At 56.2% G+C, this 18836-nt stretch carries 17 protein-coding genes; 2 read left to right on the plus strand and 15 right to left on the minus strand.

The window, feature by feature from the left end:
* Positions 1-23: 23 nt before the first annotated feature.
* The gene (locus QMZ18_RS17735; protein WP_282607662.1) at positions 24-707 is read right to left on the minus strand and encodes a response regulator; all 684 of its coding nucleotides are present in this window, start codon (positions 705-707) and stop codon (positions 24-26) included.
* A 295-nt stretch (positions 708-1002) separates the two neighbouring features.
* The gene (locus QMZ18_RS17740; RefSeq protein WP_282607663.1) at positions 1003-1515 is read right to left on the minus strand and encodes a MarR family winged helix-turn-helix transcriptional regulator; all 513 of its coding nucleotides are present in this window, start codon (positions 1513-1515) and stop codon (positions 1003-1005) included.
* Between the two features lie 206 nt (positions 1516-1721).
* Here QMZ18_RS17740 and QMZ18_RS17745 point away from each other — a divergent pair, with 206 nt between their 5' ends.
* Entirely contained in the window at positions 1722-2618 is an 897-nt protein-coding gene (locus tag QMZ18_RS17745; protein ID WP_282607664.1) for a branched-chain amino acid aminotransferase, read from the plus strand.
* 130 nt (positions 2619-2748) lie between these two features.
* Here the strand turns inward: QMZ18_RS17745 and QMZ18_RS17750 are convergent, their stop codons facing one another.
* The 10 genes from QMZ18_RS17750 to msrB all read right to left on the minus strand — a co-directional run bounded on the left by QMZ18_RS17750 (position 2749) and on the right by msrB (position 12203).
* Positions 2749-3198, minus strand: coding sequence for a molybdenum cofactor biosynthesis protein MoaE (locus tag QMZ18_RS17750; RefSeq protein ID WP_282607665.1), 450 nt, complete (start codon positions 3196-3198; stop codon positions 2749-2751).
* A gap of 24 nt (positions 3199-3222) precedes the next feature.
* A complete protein-coding gene (moaD, locus tag QMZ18_RS17755) occupies positions 3223-3474 on the minus strand; it encodes a molybdopterin converting factor subunit 1 (RefSeq protein WP_282607666.1) in 252 nt (83 codons plus the stop codon).
* Complete coding sequence (gene glp / locus QMZ18_RS17760) at positions 3471-4727, minus strand: gephyrin-like molybdotransferase Glp (RefSeq protein ID WP_282607667.1); 1257 nt, start codon at positions 4725-4727, stop codon at positions 3471-3473. The genes moaD and glp overlap by 4 nt, the downstream gene beginning before the upstream one ends.
* A gap of 152 nt (positions 4728-4879) precedes the next feature.
* Complete coding sequence (gene mobB / locus QMZ18_RS17765) at positions 4880-5383, minus strand: molybdopterin-guanine dinucleotide biosynthesis protein B (RefSeq protein WP_282607910.1); 504 nt, start codon at positions 5381-5383, stop codon at positions 4880-4882.
* Between the two features lie 10 nt (positions 5384-5393).
* On the minus strand, positions 5394-5963 hold the full coding sequence (pgsA, locus tag QMZ18_RS17770) for a CDP-diacylglycerol--glycerol-3-phosphate 3-phosphatidyltransferase (protein ID WP_282607668.1): 570 nt from the start codon (positions 5961-5963) through the stop codon (positions 5394-5396).
* 232 nt (positions 5964-6195) lie between these two features.
* On the minus strand, positions 6196-8160 hold the full coding sequence (gene uvrC, locus QMZ18_RS17775; protein WP_322097239.1) for an excinuclease ABC subunit UvrC: 1965 nt from the start codon (positions 8158-8160) through the stop codon (positions 6196-6198).
* An 854-nt stretch (positions 8161-9014) separates the two neighbouring features.
* Positions 9015-9434 (minus strand): dihydroneopterin aldolase, encoded by a 420-nt coding sequence (locus QMZ18_RS17780; RefSeq protein ID WP_282607670.1) that lies wholly within the window; start codon positions 9432-9434, stop codon positions 9015-9017.
* A gap of 23 nt (positions 9435-9457) precedes the next feature.
* Complete coding sequence (locus tag QMZ18_RS17785) at positions 9458-10282, minus strand: SDR family oxidoreductase (protein WP_282607671.1); 825 nt, start codon at positions 10280-10282, stop codon at positions 9458-9460.
* Between the two features lie 184 nt (positions 10283-10466).
* On the minus strand, positions 10467-11459 hold the full coding sequence (locus QMZ18_RS17790; RefSeq protein ID WP_282607672.1) for a calcium/sodium antiporter: 993 nt from the start codon (positions 11457-11459) through the stop codon (positions 10467-10469).
* A 327-nt stretch (positions 11460-11786) separates the two neighbouring features.
* The gene (gene msrB, locus QMZ18_RS17795) at positions 11787-12203 is read right to left on the minus strand and encodes a peptide-methionine (R)-S-oxide reductase MsrB (protein WP_282607673.1); all 417 of its coding nucleotides are present in this window, start codon (positions 12201-12203) and stop codon (positions 11787-11789) included.
* Positions 12204-12677: 474 nt separating this feature from the next.
* On the opposite strand from msrB, the gene QMZ18_RS17800 reads away from it, so the two are divergent.
* Entirely contained in the window at positions 12678-13013 is a 336-nt protein-coding gene (locus QMZ18_RS17800; protein ID WP_282607674.1) for a hypothetical protein, read from the plus strand.
* Between the two features lie 72 nt (positions 13014-13085).
* On the opposite strand, the gene QMZ18_RS17805 is transcribed toward QMZ18_RS17800, so the two are convergent.
* The 3 genes from QMZ18_RS17805 to QMZ18_RS17815 form a co-directional block, all read right to left on the minus strand.
* Positions 13086-14621 (minus strand): PAS domain-containing sensor histidine kinase, encoded by a 1536-nt coding sequence (locus tag QMZ18_RS17805; protein ID WP_282607675.1) that lies wholly within the window; start codon positions 14619-14621, stop codon positions 13086-13088.
* Between the two features lie 197 nt (positions 14622-14818).
* Positions 14819-16966 carry an excinuclease ABC subunit UvrB gene (gene uvrB, locus QMZ18_RS17810; protein ID WP_282607676.1) on the minus strand — a complete coding sequence of 716 codons (2148 nt, stop codon included), beginning with the start codon at positions 16964-16966 and terminating at the stop codon, positions 14819-14821.
* A 137-nt stretch (positions 16967-17103) separates the two neighbouring features.
* Positions 17104-18801: an EAL domain-containing protein gene (locus QMZ18_RS17815; RefSeq protein ID WP_282607677.1), complete on the minus strand. Its 1698-nt coding sequence runs from the start codon at positions 18799-18801 to the stop codon at positions 17104-17106.
* Between the last annotated feature and the right edge of the window lie 35 nt (positions 18802-18836).

Below are 18836 nucleotides of genomic sequence, written 5' to 3' on the forward strand. Positions count from 1 at the left end.
GGCATGCGAAGGTTCATATACAATCAATCAGGGATGAGTACATAGCCCGTTCCGCGGACCGTCTGAAGATATCTCGGGTACTTGGGGTCCGTTTCGATTTTTCGCCGCAGCCGCGTGACCTGCACGTCGATGGTTCTGCTATTGGCGTTGATTGGGCTCTCCGAGGTCAGAGCCTCGCGGCTGATCGGGACGCCGGGGCTTCGCGCAAGCGCCTTCAATAGCGAGGCCTCTGCGGCCGTCAGCCGAATGTATTCGTCGTTCTGTCTGAGTTCCTCGCGCGCCAGATCGAAACAGAAGCCACCGAAATTAATTTCCCCTGAAACCGGGGGCGCCGTGCTCTCCACGCGGCGGAGAATTGCGTTGAGACGAAGTACCAGCTCTCTTGGTTCGAAGGGTTTGGACAGATAATCGTCCGCGCCGGATTCGAGGCCGGAGATCCGATGTTCGGATTCTCCCATAGCGGAGAGCAGCAAGATGGGGACCTTGTTCGAGCTTCGCAGCCAACTGGTCAACTCCAGGCCATTTTCGCCCGGCATCATGATGTCCAGGACGATGATGTCGAATGTGAAGGCGGACAGTTTTTGCCGTGCATCGCCGGCATCGCCTGCGGTGGTAACACGGAAATTCTGGTCACTGAGATATTTGCGCAGCAATTCCCGAAGCCGCTTGTCGTCATCGACTACCAGAATATGTGCAGGCTCATCCATCACTGTCGCGTTTCCAAATGAAGCAGAATTATAGGTAACTCTTGCGACTCCGCCTAGGGCAAACGATAGTTAACCATAATCAATTGTCTGACGATAAGTTACTCACTTCAAAGAGTTAGAGAATTTATCAGTGCCCGGTATGACGATTGATACTCTGCAGTTTGATCGATATTCACTGAATCGGCAAAAAAAGTGAATCAGCCTTTTCCTTGTAGAGTTAGAGGGCGCTTCACGTTCTTGACTGGTTTCGCCGGGAACATGCGCGTCACAATAGCTCCTGCCGACTTGAGGCAGCCTATCGGCGGACGGTTGCGGGCTGAAGGGTTTCGATGTGGTCGAAGCGCTTGCGACCATCCTCGTCCATCAGATTGTAAAGTACCGTGCGGAAACCGGCGACGGCATCCGCTCCTGCAGCGCGATAGGCGCGCGCGATTCGGCGCCGCTGGTTTTCGATCAGTTCCGATTCCAGCTTTTTGCCCTTCTCGGTAAGTTCGAGGAGGCGCTGTCGTCGGTCCTCGGTCCCCGGTCTTTGCTGGATGAAATCTTCACGCACCAACTGGCTCAAGACGCGAGAGAGGCTCTGTTTGGTGATTCGCAGAATATCGAGCAGTTCACTCACCGTCATGGCGGGGTGACGGCCGACGAAATAGATCACCCTGTGATGCGCACGGCCGAAACCGTAGTGCGACAAGATCTGATCCGGCTCTGCCGTGAAATCCCTGTAGGAGAAGAAAAGGAGTTCCATCGCCTGGCGCAATTCTTCTTCACGAAGGAAGAGAGGGTTCGCACCGCTTTTTACGTCAGCCATATTGACATATATAATTACTAATGTTACACACTGCTTCGATGTTTTGTTAGAAAGTAACAAAATGCATAGACTCAGCGCAAAGATATGTTGACCATAGTGAGTCTGGGTGACGCCGAACAGATAGATTTCTGATTCTGGGCGACCGGAAGACCGAATTGAGCAAGCTTATCTTTGCGCGCACAAGAACTTATTAGGGCGGAAACGTAATGTCCATGATCCCTTTCGACGCTCGCGACGGCGTCATTTGGTTTAACGGCGAGCTGGTTCCTTGGCAGGATGCTAAGCTGCACGTCCTGACACATGGACTGCACTATGCAAGCGCCGTATTCGAGGGCGAACGCGCCTATAGCGGCCGGGTCTTCAAGATGACCGAACATCACGAACGATTAAAAGCCTCAGCGGAACTCCTGGGTTTTTCTCTGCCTTATTCCGTTGCTGCGATCGATCAGGCAGCGACCGAAGTCCTGAAGGCGAACGGTATCGTTGACGGTTATGTCCGGCCAATCGCCTGGCGCGGCAGTGAGATGATGGGAGTCTCAGCCCAGAACAGCCGAATCAATGTTGCGGTCGCGGCGTGGGAATGGCCGGCCTACTTCTCGCCGGAAGCCCGTCTGAAGGGTATTCGCATGACACTGGCTGACTGGCGCCGCCCCGCACCAGACACCGCGCCAACCCGTTCAAAGGCCGCCGGGTTGTACATGATTTGTACGCTTTCCAAGCATGCGGCGGAGGCCAAGGGCTTTAACGATGCCTTGATGCTTGATTATCGTGGTCAGATCGCTGAAGCGACAGGCGCCAATATCTTTTTGATCCAGGACGGCAAACTCCACACGCCGACGCCGGATTGTTTCCTCGACGGTATTACCCGCCGAACGGTCATCGAGTTGGCAAAGGCGCGCGGCTATGAGGTGATCGAGCGCGCTATCATGCCTGAGGAATTGGCGAATACGCAGGAAGTGTTCCTGACCGGAACGGCCGTTGAAGTGACCCCGGTTGCCGAGATCGATGATTACAAGTTCACACCTGGTGACATCACGCGCGACCTTCTGACCGCTTATGATGAATTGGTTCAGCAACCGGGATTTGCGGCCAGTGCCGCATAACGTCTGATTGGTTTCGCAGCCTCAGGGAACCACAAGAATCGGCCCGCTAACTACAGCTTTAAAGTGCAGGTTTTCAATATTGCGGCGCTCCATTCGGGGCGCCGTTCTATTTAGAGATAAATGCGGCAGCTTATTTTGCCCAGCGGGCGGCCGCTTCGTCGTCACTGTCGCGCGCGTCGACCCACTTTCCGCCGTCGGGTGTATCCTCGAGCTTCCAGAATGGGGCCTTGGTCTTCAGCCAATCGATTAGAAAATGACAGCTTTCGAGTGCGGCCTGACGGTGCGGGCTCGCGGTCGCGACCAGTACGATCTGATCTCCCGGTTCCAGATGGCCATAGCGATGGATGATCAGGCTTGCATCGAGCTGCCAGCGTTCCAGGGCTTCCGCCTCAATCCGTCCGAGCATCTTTTCCGTCATTCCGGGATAATGCTCCAACGTCATGGCGCCGACTTTTTCGCCACCGGCCATGTCGCGCACTAATCCGACGAAACTCGCCAGGCCGCCGATGGCGTGATTGCCCTCCGTCAGAGCACGCAGCTCCGTGCCGAGATCGAAGTCCTCGCGCTGGACACGTATCATGAGCCTATCCTCTGATCATCGGTGTTATCCGCCGGTTACGGGCGGAAACAATGCGACTTCATCGCCGGGAGCCACCGGATCGGTGAAGTCGGCGTATTCCTGGTTCACTGCGATACGCAAGGCATCGATGTCCGCAAGCGCGTCCTCGTAGCCTGGGCCGCGTTGCTTAAGCCAGACCAGCAGTTCGGCGACAGTTTTGACCTCGGAGGGTGGTGACACCGTCTCCTCCGAGACCCCTGTTTTGGTTTTGAGCCACGCGAAATACAGCAGTTTCATCCAATTACCTCACTGAACGGCAGATAGTCCACCAGCGTACCTGGCTCCACCTGAGTCATCTCCTCAGGCAACTCGACCAGGCCTTCGGATTCCACGAGCGATGAGAGAATACCGGCTCCGTCACGTGGGAATTTCCGTGCGTGCAAGACGCCGTCCGTGCCCGGCTGCAGGTTCACCCGAAGCCATTCACGCCGGTCTTTCTTTTTCCTGTAGGAAAAATCGGCTCGGACCGCAAATCTCTGCGGCGCCGTCACACTGCCTCCCATCAGACGCATCAGCATGGGACGGACGATCACGACGAACGTCACCAAAACGGCCACGGGGTTGCCCGGCAGGCCGACAAAGGGCACCCGGCCGATCTGACCCAGTGCAATGGGGCGCCCCGGCTTAATCGCCAGGCGCCAGGCGTGCATCACACCCAGAGACTCGATGGCTTGCTTGACGTGGTCTTCTTCCCCGACTGAAACGCCGCCCGACGTGACGACGACATCATGGCTGTTCGCCGCCTGGGCGAGAGCCGATTCAATAAGGCCCGCGTCGTCCTTCAGGATTCCAAGATCCGAAACCTGGCAGCCTAGAGATTTCAGAAGGCCGTTAAGGGTATAGCGGTTGGAGTCGTGGATCGCGCCTGCTTCCAGGGTGCAGCCTGGTTCGCGTAACTCATCGCCGGTCGAAAACAGTGCGACTCTTAGTGGGGAGGAGACTTTCAGCTCCGCACGTCCCACGGCTGCTGCCTGACCCAGATCCTGCGCACGCAAACGCTGTCCCTTCCGCAAGACTCTGCTGCCCGCACGTACGTCTTCTCCGGCGTCGCGACGATTGGCACCGCGCTTGATACCGGCGGGAATGACGACCCAGCCGTCCTCCAGCGTGCAGTCTTCCTGCATCATCACTGTGTCGGGCCCCTGGGGCATCACTGCACCGGTAAAAATACGCAGAGCCTCTCCCCGTTGAGGTGGCGAGGTCGGATGCTGTCCGGCCGCTTGCCTGCCGGAAATACGCAGGCGGGTTGTGCTGTCCGGGTTCAGGTCGTCGAAGTAGACCGCGTAACCGTCGACGGCAGAATTATCATGCGGAGGAATGTTCGACGGCGCCGTAACATCTTCCAGAAGGATCCGGCCAAGCGCATCGGTTGTTGCAAGAGATTCAGGTGACGTCACGCTGTCGAGCTTTTCCGCAAGCAAAGCAAGCGCCTCATCGGTCCGCATCAAGCGGCCGCCATGCGCAAAACAGTCATCAGATAGCTGTGCCACGGAGCCTCTGCCTCAATTCCCTGCTGTCATGATTTAGAGTTCCATCGTTCTTGACGTGTCAAAGATACTTTAACCCTTTGATATGGAACAGCTTACTGACAGATTGCCAATTCTTCGGGTCCGTCGGTTCCACCTGCTTCCATATATGATGGCTATGCATCGGGCAGGCTGCAATGCGAGATGATGAAATCGGCAATTGCTTTGACGTCGTTCAGATGCAGCTGCGGCAGATCGATCCCCTCCACTTTTTCGTCGCTGGCGATCGCGACGACGTGTGGATCCTCCGTGCAAAGCAACGGCTTGCCGACGGAGGGGCGGTGGACTTCGAGTTTTGGGTGCGGCGCTTTTTTGAAGCCTTCGATCAGCAGCAGATCGACGGGCGACATCTTACCGACCAGATCCGCGACGGTTGGTTCCGGGGCCTCTCGCAGCTCATGCATCAGAGCCCAGCGCTTGCCGGACGAGATCAACACCTCGTTGGCGCCAGCCTGGCGGTGTTCATAAGAGTCCTTGCCCGGTTTATCCACGTCGAAATTGTGATGTGCGTGCTTGATGGTCGAAACCGTCAATCCACGTGACACCAGCTCAGGGATAACTTGGCAGACCAGCGTGGTTTTCCCGCTGCCGCTCCAACCGGCGAGCCCAAAGACTTTCATGGCCATACCGCTACGCCCCGGGACGGCTGTCCAGCATATGCTTCAAGCCGCTGGCCATGTAGTCGTAGCCGGTCACCACGGTCAGAGCCCCGGCGATCCACAGTCCCCACTCACCGGCACTCTGCACCGGCCAGGAGGCTGGCCCGGCATCACCGACGATCAAGGTGCCCAGCGCGATCATCTGGATGACAGTTTTCCATTTTGCGAGCTTGCTGACGGGCATCGCCACCTTGATTTCCGCGAGGTACTCGCGCAGGCCCGATACAAGGAGCTCACGGCAGAGAATGATAATCGCTGGAATGACCACAAGGTCTTCAATGCGGCCAACTGCCGTCAGCATGATAATAACCGATGCAATCAGCAGCTTGTCGGCAATGGGATCAAGAAATCGACCAAGTGAGGATTCATCGTTCATGTTGCGCGCCAGATAGCCGTCAAGCCAATCAGTTGCGCAGGCCAGTGTGAAGATACCCCAGGCAAGCCAACGATTTGTCGGCGTGTCGACGTACATCAGACCGATCATCACAGGAATCAAAACGATGCGCGATAGTGTCAGAAGATTGGGCAGCGTTGTTAACATCGACGTCGTGCGATCCTGCTAGAGCCTGAACGATTTTCACTGGATTCGGTGAAAAACGTGAATCAGTCTCTTCATCATATAGTGAGAGCGCGATTCACGTTCTTGACTGCTTCAGTCAATTACGACCGCACTCTTGTGTCGGGTGTCCTGTCCTGGGATTACCCGACCCCAACTCACCGATTAGGCGAATTGCGCCTAAGCTAAACTCCTTCAGCCTGAGACTAAAGGGCAATTATCCAAGGGTGTTGAAATGATCATAAATTTTACGCGCAACGGCCTTATTAATGCCCTCGACCGCTTCGAGATCACTCAGCCCTGCCCGTGAGACCGCACCGGCACTGCCGAAATGGAGAAGCAGCGCCTTCTTTCGCTTGGCGCCGATCCCCGGCACATCGTCCAGCACAGAGCGCAGGCGGCTCTTTGTGCGGCCTTTGCGGTGCGTCTCAATGGCGAAGCGGTGCGCTTCATCGCGCAGGCGCTGAATGAAGTAGAGTACCGGATCCCTGGGGCCGAGCATGAAGGACGGCTTGTTTGGCAGGAATATGCGTTCCCGGCCGGCATTTCGTTCTGGTCCCTTGGCGACGGCAGCAATAGCAATGTCGTCGATGCCGAGTTCATCGAGGACCTCAAGGCCGACGGTGAGCTGTCCTTTGCCGCCGTCGAGGAGGATCAGGTCTGGCCATTGGTCACTGCGGCGTTCAGGATCCTCCTTCATCACCCGCGTCAGTCGGCGATGCAGCACCTCGCGCATCATCGCGTAGTCGTCACCCGGGGTGAAAGCTTCCAAATTTTGGGATTCTACTGCACCGCCCAAGGATGCCTTCTCGTTTTCCACGCTCTCTTCCTCGGTTCCGGAACTGGCTTCCGGGGTTTTTGCCGGGGAATTGGCAGCGCCGCGGATCGAGAATTTCCGGTAGGAGGATTTGAGAAAGCCTTCAAGTCCGGCGACGATCATCCCACCATAAGCATTGGAGCCTTGGGTGTGACTGTTGTCGTAAACCTCGACCCGCTCAGGAGTGGATTCCAGTCCCAGCGCCTCGGCCAGGCCTTCGAGCAACCGGCGCTGGCTACCGCTTTCCGCCAGCCGGCGGGCGAGAGCCTGCTGGGCGTTTTTCAGGGCGTTCTCGATGATCTTCCGTTTGGCTCCGCGCAGAGGGGTCGCGATTTCGACGCGATGCTCGGAGCGGAACGACAAGGCTTCGCTGAGGAGCTTGAGGTCCGTGGGTTGATGGCTTGTCAGGATAAGCTTTGGAATCGGCTTGTTGTCATAGAACTGGGACAGGAACGATGACAGAACAGCGCCGATTTCGAGTGTCTTGTCGTGACTTGGGAAATAGGCGCGGTTGCCGTAGTTGCGCCCGGCCCGGAAGAAAAACACCTGGATGCAAATCTGCCCGGCATCGGCATGGGCGGCGAAGATGTCGGCGTCGTCAATCCCTGCAACGTTTACATCCTGGCGCGACTGTATATGGGCCAGCGCCCGAATGCGGTCGCGGTACTCTGCTGCGACCTCAAAATGCATGGCTTCGGATGCTGCTTCCATCTGTTTGACCAGGTCCTGCTGTACCCGTTGTGACCGTCCCGACAGGAAGGCACGGGCTTGATCAACGAGTTCGCCATAGGCTTCGGGCGTGATCCTATCGACGCAGGGGGCGGAACAGCGCTTGATTTGATACAGCAGGCAGGGGCGCTTGCGGTTGTTGAAGACCCCGTCGCTGCAAGAGCGCAGCAGAAACGCCTTCTCCAGGGCGGTGATGGTCATGTTGACCGCTTTGGCATCGGCGAAGGGGCCGAAATAGTCGCCGTCCCTCTTCTGAGCACCGCGATGTTTGGTGATCTGTGCCGTTTCCCGGTCGGCCGTGACGAATATATAGGGAAATGACTTGTCGTCGCGCAACAGCACGTTGTAGCGCGGCATCAAGCGCTTGATCAGATTGCTTTCGAGAAGCAGCGCCTCGACTTCGGTGTGGGTGGTAACGAACTCCATGGACACCGTTTCCGAGACCATGCGTTTCAGGCGATAAGGCAGTTTGCCGACACCGGTATAAGAATTGACCCGCTTTTTCAGATTCTTTGCCTTGCCGACATAGAGTGCGTCGCCCTCGGCAGATAGCATGCGATAGACGCCGGGCGCGCCCGGCAGTGTCTTGACGGCCGTTGCAATCACGGCAGCGCCGCGTTCCAGACGGTTGCCCACGTTCTCTTCGGAATCAGATTGCGATCCTACAGGGGCGGCCTCCGGTGATGTAGCAGGATCGTTTGCCGATACCTCGGCTTGCCCTGGGCGGATCTCTACATTCCAGGGCGCAGCCTGCTCCGAGAGGCCGGACGTCAGGGCCTCGCGGTCAAGAGCGTCCTGATTCGGCATGGCAGAGCGCTTACCACCCTGTGATGGATCGTTGCGGCGCCGCTTTCCGGAAGATCTCACCATCGCTTAGCCATATCAGGGATTGTCGAAGTCATATGTCGGCGCATCACACATCCAAATTCACAATCGCCCGTTATGAGTGTTGCCGCCGTAGTATCGCCTGCCAGGCCCTTCGAAGAAAGGTAGCGGATGCATAAATGGCTGCCCAAATTGCTCCTCCGACAATAGTGACATAGATGTGACAGAAATGTGGAACCAGCCACGCGGGTACTCATTGGCGGGTTTTTTACGCCTTAAATTGTCGTTAACCAACATATCCACGGAATCTGTGGATAACTCTGTGCGTATATGAAGGTTGCGATGCCTTAGCCCTAGAGGAATCAAGCCCTTGCTTGGTATGCCTAAAAAATAGGCAAAAAAATATAACTTATTGAAATTTATAAACAAAAACTAAGTCAAGTGTAAAGAAACCTTAACGAAAGAAAAATCGACATTGACTCCGTTCGGTTTAAAAGAGGCCTCGGAAGGGTTGTGCAAAACTTTCACCTTCCGACATGATAGATTACGTTTTCGCAAGGGTTTATGGCCCACTATTGAGTCTTTACGATGACGTTAACGAATTGTGACATTGATGTTTCGCTTCGTCGTGTCGAGTCCTGTCCACGACGCCGTATCGGCCACGATTAGCTTTTACGCCGCCGCTCGATTTCAATGCCGATTCCGCCGACATCTGGATAGCGATCAAGCTTTTCAATGCGAACGCGCGTGGCAGATACACGCTCGTCGAAGAAACAGGCTTCGATGACCTGGTCTGCCAGTGTTTCCAGAAGGCGGACGTTGCTGTCCAAACAGGTGCGGCGGATTCGCGTAACCAGATGTCCGTAATGAACCACTTCGGAAATCTCGTCGTCGTCCGGTGCCGAGGGCTGAATCTCGATTTCAAGATTGAGACGCAGGCGTTGACTGCGTGCGCGCTCCTCGTCGGTCAATCCGATCCAGCAGGTGAGAGTCATGTCGCGGACCACGATCCGTTGCGACGTCAGCGCGGTTTGAGCGAGCATGGAGTCTTCGGGTTTCGACTCAACGCGCGTAGATGCCGACATGGCGATTCCTTTGGTTACAGTTATTAATCCAAAAATTTATGATCTTTGGCCGGCTGCGCCCAACCAAGGTGTTCGCCGCCATCCAGTGCAATCATCTGACCTGTCATCGACTTTGCTGCCAGCAAAAACCGTGCGGCAGAGCATATTTCTTCTGGCGATGTCCCGATTCCAAGAGGAAGGGTCAAACACTGTGCCTTGAAATCGACATCGCTCTGCCTGGCATTGGGCAGGGCCGGGCCGGGTCCGATACCATTAACACGGATCCTGGGTGCCAGCTCAAGCGCGAGTGCTTTTGTGAGTGCCCACAGGCCGGCTTTGGAGAGAGAGTAACTCAGATAGTGCGGCGTCTCATTCCAGACCCGCTGATCGATCATGTTGATGACAACTCCGCCCAAAGGTTCCGGATCGTGCCCGTTTCGCGTCACCTCGGTTGCAAGTGCTTGCGCGAAGCTCTGTATGAGAACCAGCGGGGCACGAAGGTTGGGTTCGACATGCTGGTCCCAGCTTTGTCTTGAGGCTGTCTCGATGGAATCCAATTCGAAGGTCGAGGCGTTGTTAATCAGGCATCCCAGCGGACCGATTTGCTCGACCGCATTCGGAATCAGGTCCTGCACCGCTGGCTCGTCCGCCAAGTCGGCCTGAATGGCCACCGCTCTGCCGCCGTTCGCTGTAATCTCCTCGACCAGTGCCTTAGCTTCCGCATCCGAGGTGTTGTAGTGCGCGGCGACAGCCCAGCCCTGGGCGGCAAAATCCAATGCAAGCGCACGTCCTATGCGCTTTGCCGCACCGGTTATCAGCACGGCGCGCGGATAGCTGGTGGAATGGCTTAAGGCTTTCTGTTCATTCATCGGCGCGAGCATGCAGAAGAGGGCGCGTAATGACAAGTTCCGCCGCGACGCAAATTATAGGGTCTGCGTCGAAAAGCGACCGGACTCTGATTTGGCGGGTTACAGGGCAATTTTCGCTCTTGCCAGTTGCAGTCAAAATTGGTGGCGCACTGGCCGCCAGAACAGGCACAACGGGGCATTGCGGTTAGACTGCAGCCGGAACCACGCCGAACTGATAAGTAATGTAGAGACCATAGAGCAGCAAAAAGATCAGACCGGAACGGCGGCCAATCTGACCCCGGAACATGATCAGCGGAACGACCATTAAGGAGACTGCCGCCATGATCCAGACATCGAAGCCGAGAACGGCCGCATCGACATGAAACGGCGTCACCATCGCCAGCACACCCAGGATCAGTAGAATGTTGAAGAGGTTCGATCCCAGCGCATTGCCGAGGGCGACTTCTGTGTGCCCGCGTATGGCTGCGGTGATGGAGGTTGCGAGCTCAGGCAGTGAAGTTCCGAAGGCCACCAGGGTCAGGCCTATAACCGTTTCTGAGACGCCAGCTGCGCGGGCGATCTGCACCGCGCCCCGAACCAGTAGTTCGGACCCCAAAACCAGGCCTGTGATGCCACCGAGCACAAGCAAGACCGCGACCATCACCGATTTCGGCGCACTCTCGATTTCTTCTGTAACCTCTTCGTCCAGCCCGGCCAGGACGTCCTCTGGCGCATCGCTTCCGTTTCTGGAGGCATCAGTACGGTAGCTGTACCAGACATAGCCGATAAGAACGGCAATCATGACAACGCCGTGTAAAAAAGACAGTTCGCCATAATAGGCGAAGCCCACGAACATCGCGGTCGCTGCGAGGACAGCAAGGCAGTCCCGCAACACCAGTTTTGGTTTGGTGGCGATCGGCGAGATGATGGCCGCCACACCCAGAATCAAAAGGATGTTGGCGATATTGGATCCGACCACGTTGCCGACGCCGATATCTGTAACGTCTTCCAGGCCGGCGGTTATTGTCACCACAAGTTCAGGCATAGACGTCGCAAAAGCCACAACCGTCAGGCCGATCAGCATGGGCGACAGGCCGAGGTTGTTGGCCACGCCGATGGCGCCGCGCAGCAGAACCTCACCGCCAAATGCAAGGAGCAGCAGTCCGGCGCCGGTCATCATAAAGGCTAATGGCGTCACAGTGGCTAAACCCTTTTCCGGCGCATGATCTTGGGGCGGGCGGGAACGTACGACCCGCCGGATAGGGCTGTGATGGCAAAAAACATGTCAACCAATCTGTTGTGCGCGGCACGGACCGCCTTCGCGCTCTTAAGGGTGTTCCTTATCGAGGTGCATAATCAGGTCGATGGTGGAATGGATAGGTAAATGCGTCTTCCCCCCGGAATTTTCAATATTTATCGGATTTCTGCAGTATTGGTAACCCCTGCTATGCGAATTCACGCTCACCCTCCTACTTCATCTCGCGCGCAGTGCTCGAAACGTTCGACTTGAGCCGTCGAGGGTTTCTCAGGCGTTATCATCTCCGCCATCGCCGGGTTTCAGGTTCAGCGATGCCGAGTTCATGCAGTAGCGCAAACCTGTGGGAGCGGGGCCATCTTCAAAAACATGTCCGAGGTGGGCATCGCAGCGCGCGCAGAGGACCTCGGTCCGCTTCATCCAGAGCTTGCGGTCAACCTTCGTTGCAACGGCTTCCTCTGAAACGGGTGCCCAGAACGACGGCCATCCAGTTCCGGAATCATATTTTTCACCTGATCGGAAAAGCGGTGTGTCGCAGCAGATGCAGGCATAGGTGCCCGGGTTTTTGTTATCATGATACAAGTTTTGAAAAGGACGTTCTGTACCCGCTTGTCGGGTCACGTGATACTGTTCGGAGCTCAACTGAGCACGCCATTCAGCATCTGTCTTTTCGATCTTTTCGCTCATCCGCTAATTCTCCCTCATTTCAAGAATGCCATCGCTCGCGCCCAACGCGTTTCTCCACTCCATTCTCAACCAAACTCTATATATAGACTTGAAGCCTATATACAGAGGCGAACCAATTCCTGTACCTGCGTCACTAAATCCGATGGCTTTGCAGCCATTAATTTGTCACTCTTTCTCGTGAACTGTCATGCACAGAATCTGTTTTGGCTTAAAAGAAACGCGTTCCGCGTAAGTCTTTCTTAACGCTGATATTTGTCAGGAAACAAAACATTTGCATATGTAAAAAATATATTCCCTGACACAAAAAATTGAAGAACCAACAGCGAGTTTTTATACATCACGTTTGCGTTATTTATTGATGTTGCTAAAGCATTAACCATATCTAAAGCAAGACGGGAGAGGTCCTGTAGTCAACTGATTACCCGACGTGCCGGTGCAAAGAAAGGATCCGGCAAGGTCGAGGTGGAGGATGCAATGTCGAATTTTGTTGAAGCGATGAAGAAGATTTCGATGCCGGGGGCTTTCGCGATGATGCTCGTCTCCGGTGCCGTCGCAGCAACGCCGGCATCCGCGCAGGCCGTCTCCTGTGGAGAGCGTCAAGCCATCCTGGATAGCTTGAAAGACCGCTACCACGAGGGTCGCACTGCTTACGGAATCACTGCCGACGGTCGCTTGCTTGAAGTGTTTTCCGGGCCTTCCGGCTCTTGGACCTTGCTGATGACGCAGCCAGGCGGCAAGAGCTGTCTGATGTCGAGTGGTGAAGGTTGGCGGCATATTCTCGAAATGAAGCCTCAGGATCCCGTCGCCTGATCGCGGTGTCCCGGTTTAGAGTGTGAGGGCGATTCCCGTTCTTGACGCTATTTCGTCAAGAACGATCGCGCCCTAGCTTGCGATCAATCTTGCCTGAGGCAGGGATACGGTCACGCAGCTGCCTTCGCCAACGCGGCTCTGAAAGGAAATGTCGCCGTCATGTAGCTGGACCAGGCTCTTGGCGATGTAGAGGCCAAGACCGGCACCGCGCTGCAAACTGCTGTGATCAGGGCTCGCCTGGGAAAAGGGTTCGAACAAGGCCGGGATCATTTCTTCTGGGACACCGATCCCTGTATCGGTGATGCTCAATATTAGATAATCTCTGTGGGCGTTAAGTTCGACCTGCAGCTTCACGGTTCCGCCACCCGGCGTAAATTTCACTGCATTTGAGATCAGGTTCAGCAAGATCTGCTTCAGGCGGGTATGGTCGGCGTACAGTTCAGTCGATGCATCCAATCCTTGCCGGGTAATGTTAACGTTCTTTCCTTTACAAGCCGGCTCCAACGCGGTTGTGCATTCTTCCAGGATGGCATTGAGGTTGACCTGTGTTTCTTTTAACTCCAGGCGTCCGGCCTCGATGCGCGACGCGTCCAGGAGGTCAGAAATCAGATTGAAGAGATGGTTGCCGCTGGCGCCGATGTCCTCGAGAATTTCGCTCTGCCTGCCGTTTAACTCGCCGTAAACGCCATTGAGCAACAGATCCGTGAAACCGATAATTGCATTGAGCGGTGTTCGCAGCTCATGGCTCATGGTGGCCAGAAAGTCGCTTTTGGCATGATTTGCCTGGATTGCCGCAAGACGGGCAGTATCTAGTTCGTGCGTCCGTTCCTGAACCCGGCGTTCCAGGGTCTGATTTAGACTCTCGAGCTGCCGTTCCGCGCGTTTTCGCGACGAAATATCTTCCTCGGTAATGACAATCGAGCGATCGCCGGTCATGGGATCCTGGGCGGGCCGGGCATCCAGGTGATGCCAGCGTTTGCCCTTCGAGGTCCGTACCCGGAAGTCGCCGCTATGCCGATGTCCGCGCCGGCAAGATTTCACCAGTGCATCGACGGCCTGCGGTTTGATGAAGCGCTGGCCCAACGCACTTGAAGTCCCCGCCTGCCCATCCTGCGGGAGATTGTATGCGACACTGGCGGCTGGATTTTGAGCAAGCAATTCGCCCTCGAGCGAAAAAATACTGACCATGAGTGGAGTGTAGCGCGCGGCCTCCAAGATCCGCAGAGCTTCAGGTTCCCGGCGAAGATCGATTGGCGCAGTCGCCTCTATGAGGATAGCCGGGATATCTTGTTCGATAGTGACCGGTTTCATGTCCAAAACGACGGTGGTCGGATGGCCTTTTGGATAGAGAGTCCAGGTCTCCATCACTGAATCGCCGTCAAGGGTCGTTTCGACGATCTGCCTCAGTCGCAGCCGGACGGTCTCCGAATCACCGGAATAATCCCGTGAGACGAGTTCTTCGAGAGAGCCCGCATCCCAGAATTTCAATGCACTTTTGTTCGCCCACCACATCCCGTGGCGTTCGACATCGAACACCCAGATCGGTGTACGGAGCGCATCATACTTCCTGATAGCGGTATGATCGTTAAAGTGAGTTAACTGCGGCACATCCATGATTCCGGCAAAAACGCCAAGTTGCATAACTGTACGAGAAGTTGGCAGCTCCCAATATCCGTAGATACACGTAAGCCGATCTGGGGATGGGCGCGCCCTTATCCGTGAACTTCGGACGTGAAGCTTGAAGTGGCTAAGTCCTTGGCGTTCACAGGTTGTGTGTGCTCGCAGCGTATATTATTGGCAGCCGCTTAGCGTCGGCGCGCTTTACCCTTGGACTTTTTCCGGCTCTTCGACGCGGCGTCGGCACGAGCAATACGACCGGTAAAGTCTGCACTTCCCGACTTAGGGTGTTTGGACGTTAGTTCAAGCTCGCTGTTTTCCAGGTGCCGTATTTCATCTCTAAGACGGGCGGCTTCCTCGAATTCCAGATCGGCGGCCGCGGCGCGCATGCGTTTGTTAAGGTCTTCAAGGTGGGTCTTAAGGTTGTTGCCGATCAGGTGCGGCGTTGTTTGATCGCCGGTATCGACGGTCACATGGTCGCTTTCGTATACGCTCTGCAGAATATCGGTAATCTGTTTGCGGATAGATTCAGGCGTGATGCCGTGGGCCGCGTTGTAGGCCTGCTGTTTTTCCCGCCTGCGATCGGTTTCACCCAAGGCCGCCTTTAAAGAGTCGGTCATGACATCGGCGTAAAGAATCACCTTGCCATCGACGTTACGGGCCGCGCGGCCGATCGTTTGGATCAGCGAAGTGGTCGAGCGCAGAAAACCCTCACGGTCCGCATCCAGGATACAGACCCGGCCGCACTCAGGAATATCGAGCCCTTCGCGCAGCAGATTGATGCCGATCAGGACATCGAACACACCAAGACGCAGATCGCGGATGATCTCGATGCGTTCCAGTGTGTCCACGTCCGAGTGGACGTAGCGGACCTTGATCCCGGCCTCGTACATATACTCGGTCAGATCTTCGGCCATGCGCTTGGTCAGGGTCGTCACCAGGACCCGTAAACCCGCATCCACCGCAAGGCGGCATTCGCCGATGAGGTCGTCGACCTGGGTTTCGGTTGGCCTGATCTCGCAGACCGGATCAATCAGGCCCGTCGGCCGGATCACCTGCTCTGCATAGACGCCACCGGTTTGCTCAAGCTCCCACTTGCCAGGGGTCGCTGAAACATAGACCGATTGCGGCCGCATCGCGTTCCATTCCTCGAACTTCAGAGGCCGGTTGTCGATGCAGGAGGGCAGGCGGAAGCCGTATTCGGCCAGCGTCGATTTGCGCGCAAAGTCGCCTCGGTACATGCCATGGAGCTGACCCGTGGTGACGTGACTCTCGTCGACGAAAATCATCGCGTTTTCAGGCAAATACTCGAAGAGGGTCGGCGGCGGTTCGCCGGGTTCCCGTCCGGTCAGATAGCGCGAATAGTTTTCGATGCCAGCGCAGGAGCCGGTGGCCTCGATCATCTCCATGTCGAAGGTCGTGCGCTGTTCAAGGCGTTCCGCCGCCAGAAGCTGGTTAGTGGTACGGAAATGCGCCAGCTGCGTCTTGAGATCCGCTTTGATCTGCTTGACTGCCTGCTGGAGCGTCGGGCGTGGTGTCACATAGTGACTGTTGGCATAGACCTTGATCTGTTCCAGCGCGTCGGTTTTCTGACCGGTCAGAGGGTCGAATTCGTGGATGTATTCGATTTCGTCACCGAACAGACTGACCCGCCAGGCCCGATCCTCGTAGTGAGCAGGAAAGATCTCGATGGTATCGCCGTTGACCCGGAAGGTCCCACGCCCAAAGGCAACGTCGTTGCGGGAGTAATGCAGCTCGACCAGAGAAGCCAGCAGTTCGCGCCGGTCGATCATCTGTCCGGGCTTCAGGCTGATGATCATTTGCGCGTAGGTCTCGGGCGAGCCGATACCATAGATGCAGGACACGGAGGCAACGATGATAACGTCGTCGCGCTCAAACAGGGCGCGGGTTGCCGAGTGGCGCATGCGGTCGATCTGTTCGTTGACCGAGGAGTCCTTCTCGATATAGGTATCGCTGCGCGGGACGTAGGCTTCGGGCTGGTAGTAGTCATAGTAGGAGACGAAATACTCGACCGCATTGTCCGGGAAGAAGGATTTCATCTCCGAGTAAAGTTGAGCCGCGAGGGTTTTGTTGTGGGCCAACACGAGCGTCGGACGCTGCAGGTTTTGAATGGCATGAGCCATGGTGAAGGTCTTGCCGGACCCCGTGACGCCGAGCAGTACCTGGTCCCGCTCACCGTTGATAAAACCTTGGGTCAGCTCCTCGATCGCCTTGGGCTGATCTCCAGCCGGTTCGTATTCGGAATCGATCCGGAAGGGGCGGGAGTCGGCCTTGGAAAAGGAGTCGGGCAGGGCTTCGATCAGTGTTGTGCTCATGATCGTATTTATGACTCGCGGCGGCGGCGAGGGCCAGTCTTGACTGACTCGCTTCCCACAAAATCAGCGCGCTCTCGGGGCAGGACCGCCCGCTCTCTTGAGGGGTCGGTAAAGCGCCATAATACCTAAGGTGGAGCCTAGCCCCAGGATTCGGTTGCGCCGCGGCGCCTGGCGACCGGGCGCTGTTTCTCGGATTCTTCAAATACGTGTATCTCCTGCGAGGGCCGGCCAAAATAGTAGCCCTGACCGAAGGTGATGCCGCAGTTGATCAGAAACTTACAGGTTTCCTGATCTTCGACCATCTCCGCGACTGTGTCGATCTCCAGGTCCGAACAAAGCTCCGCGATGGCCTTGAGAATATGAGCCGAGGTCGTGTCGCTCAGGCATTCGCGGACGTAGCTGCCGTCAATTTTCAGAATATCGACCTGAAACTGCCGAAGGTATTGCAGCGAGGCTTCGCCAACACCGAAATCGTCCAGGCAGACCAGGTGGCCGGCCATTCGTAGGTCCTGCATGGCCTTGTTGGCAGCCTCCGGGTTCTCCATGCGGGAGGACTCGGTGATCTCGAACAGCAGATTCTGCCGGTTGTCTTCAAGCGCGACCAGTTGCTCCTTGAGGTGCCCGACGAAAGCCACATCACCGATCGATTGGGCCGAGAGGTTTACAGCGACGGAGCGCTGCGCCGCCATATCGCCCTGTTTGCGCAGCCAGCTTATGGCCTTGCGGCAGACTGCCATATCGAATCCGCGGATCAGGCTGAGGTCTTCTGCAGACTCGATGAACTTTGCCGGCGAGCCGATCTCGCCATCGATGCGGGCGAGGAGTTCGTAATGATGGATTTCGCGCGATGTCAGATCTACGATTGGTTGGAACGCCATCTTGAAAGATTCGTCGGCAATCACCGATCTGACCTGGGTCGCGGTTTTCTGGATCCTGTTCAGGACTTCAGGCAGGCCATTCTGAAGATCGTTGAGTTTGATACCGTCTTCGCCGCCGCGGGCGAACTGGCGCACCATGTAATCGAAGGCCTGGGCCGGGTTGCCGCCAGCGACACCCGCCTCGGCAAGAACGATACTGGCTTTTTCGATCTCGATGCCAAGGCCGCTTGGATCAGCAGATTTTACTTGGGCCGAGATTTCCAAACTCAGATGTTCAATGTCCAACTCCGGCCGATGGACCAGGCCGAATCGCCCTTCGCCGAAGGCTGCGGCGGAATTTGCGTTATCTGAACTGGCGCGCAAATAGCTGTTGATTGTCTCGTGCAGTTCCTCCTGGGAGGAGGAGTCCAGTTGATCCAGTACCGCCGCATAGTTGCCCAGATCGAGAAGGGTCAATTTATGCTCGCCCGCTGTTTCCAGGCTCCCTTCGATCACCTGACTGAAACTGGCCGTGTCGTGCATGATTGCGCCACCAGCTTCGCGTTCGTCCGCAGGTGAACTTGCCCTTGTGGTGGTTGGAATCTTGCAGGAGAGGAAATAGTGTCTTTGCAGGTCTTCGACGAAGTATCCGGTCACAGACAGAACGCGCTTCGCATCTTCAGTGTCACGGCAGGTGATATTGATCGGTTCGGGCCTGATGCCACCAGTCATGCCAGCGAGAGTCTCGATGATGACCGGGTGATCCTGTTCGATCACGAGCTCCAGAAAATCGCGTCCGGTTAGGTCCTCGGCCGAAAGCCCGAAAACACTCCGGCAGGCGCCGCTAGCAAACACGATTTCACGACCGGTGGTCAGTTCGAGCAATAGATCGGCACGACAAAACGCAAACGCAAGAAAGCGATCGCGTTCCTGGCGCAGCTGCTTCTCTGACTGAAGCTGCGAAGGGGTGTTGGCCATAATTACTCTGCCGAAACGGGCTGAACCTGCACGAA

Source organism: Pelagibius sp. Alg239-R121 (assembly GCF_947331435.1).
In the GTDB taxonomy this organism is placed as follows: domain Bacteria; phylum Pseudomonadota; class Alphaproteobacteria; order Kiloniellales; family Kiloniellaceae; genus Denitrobaculum.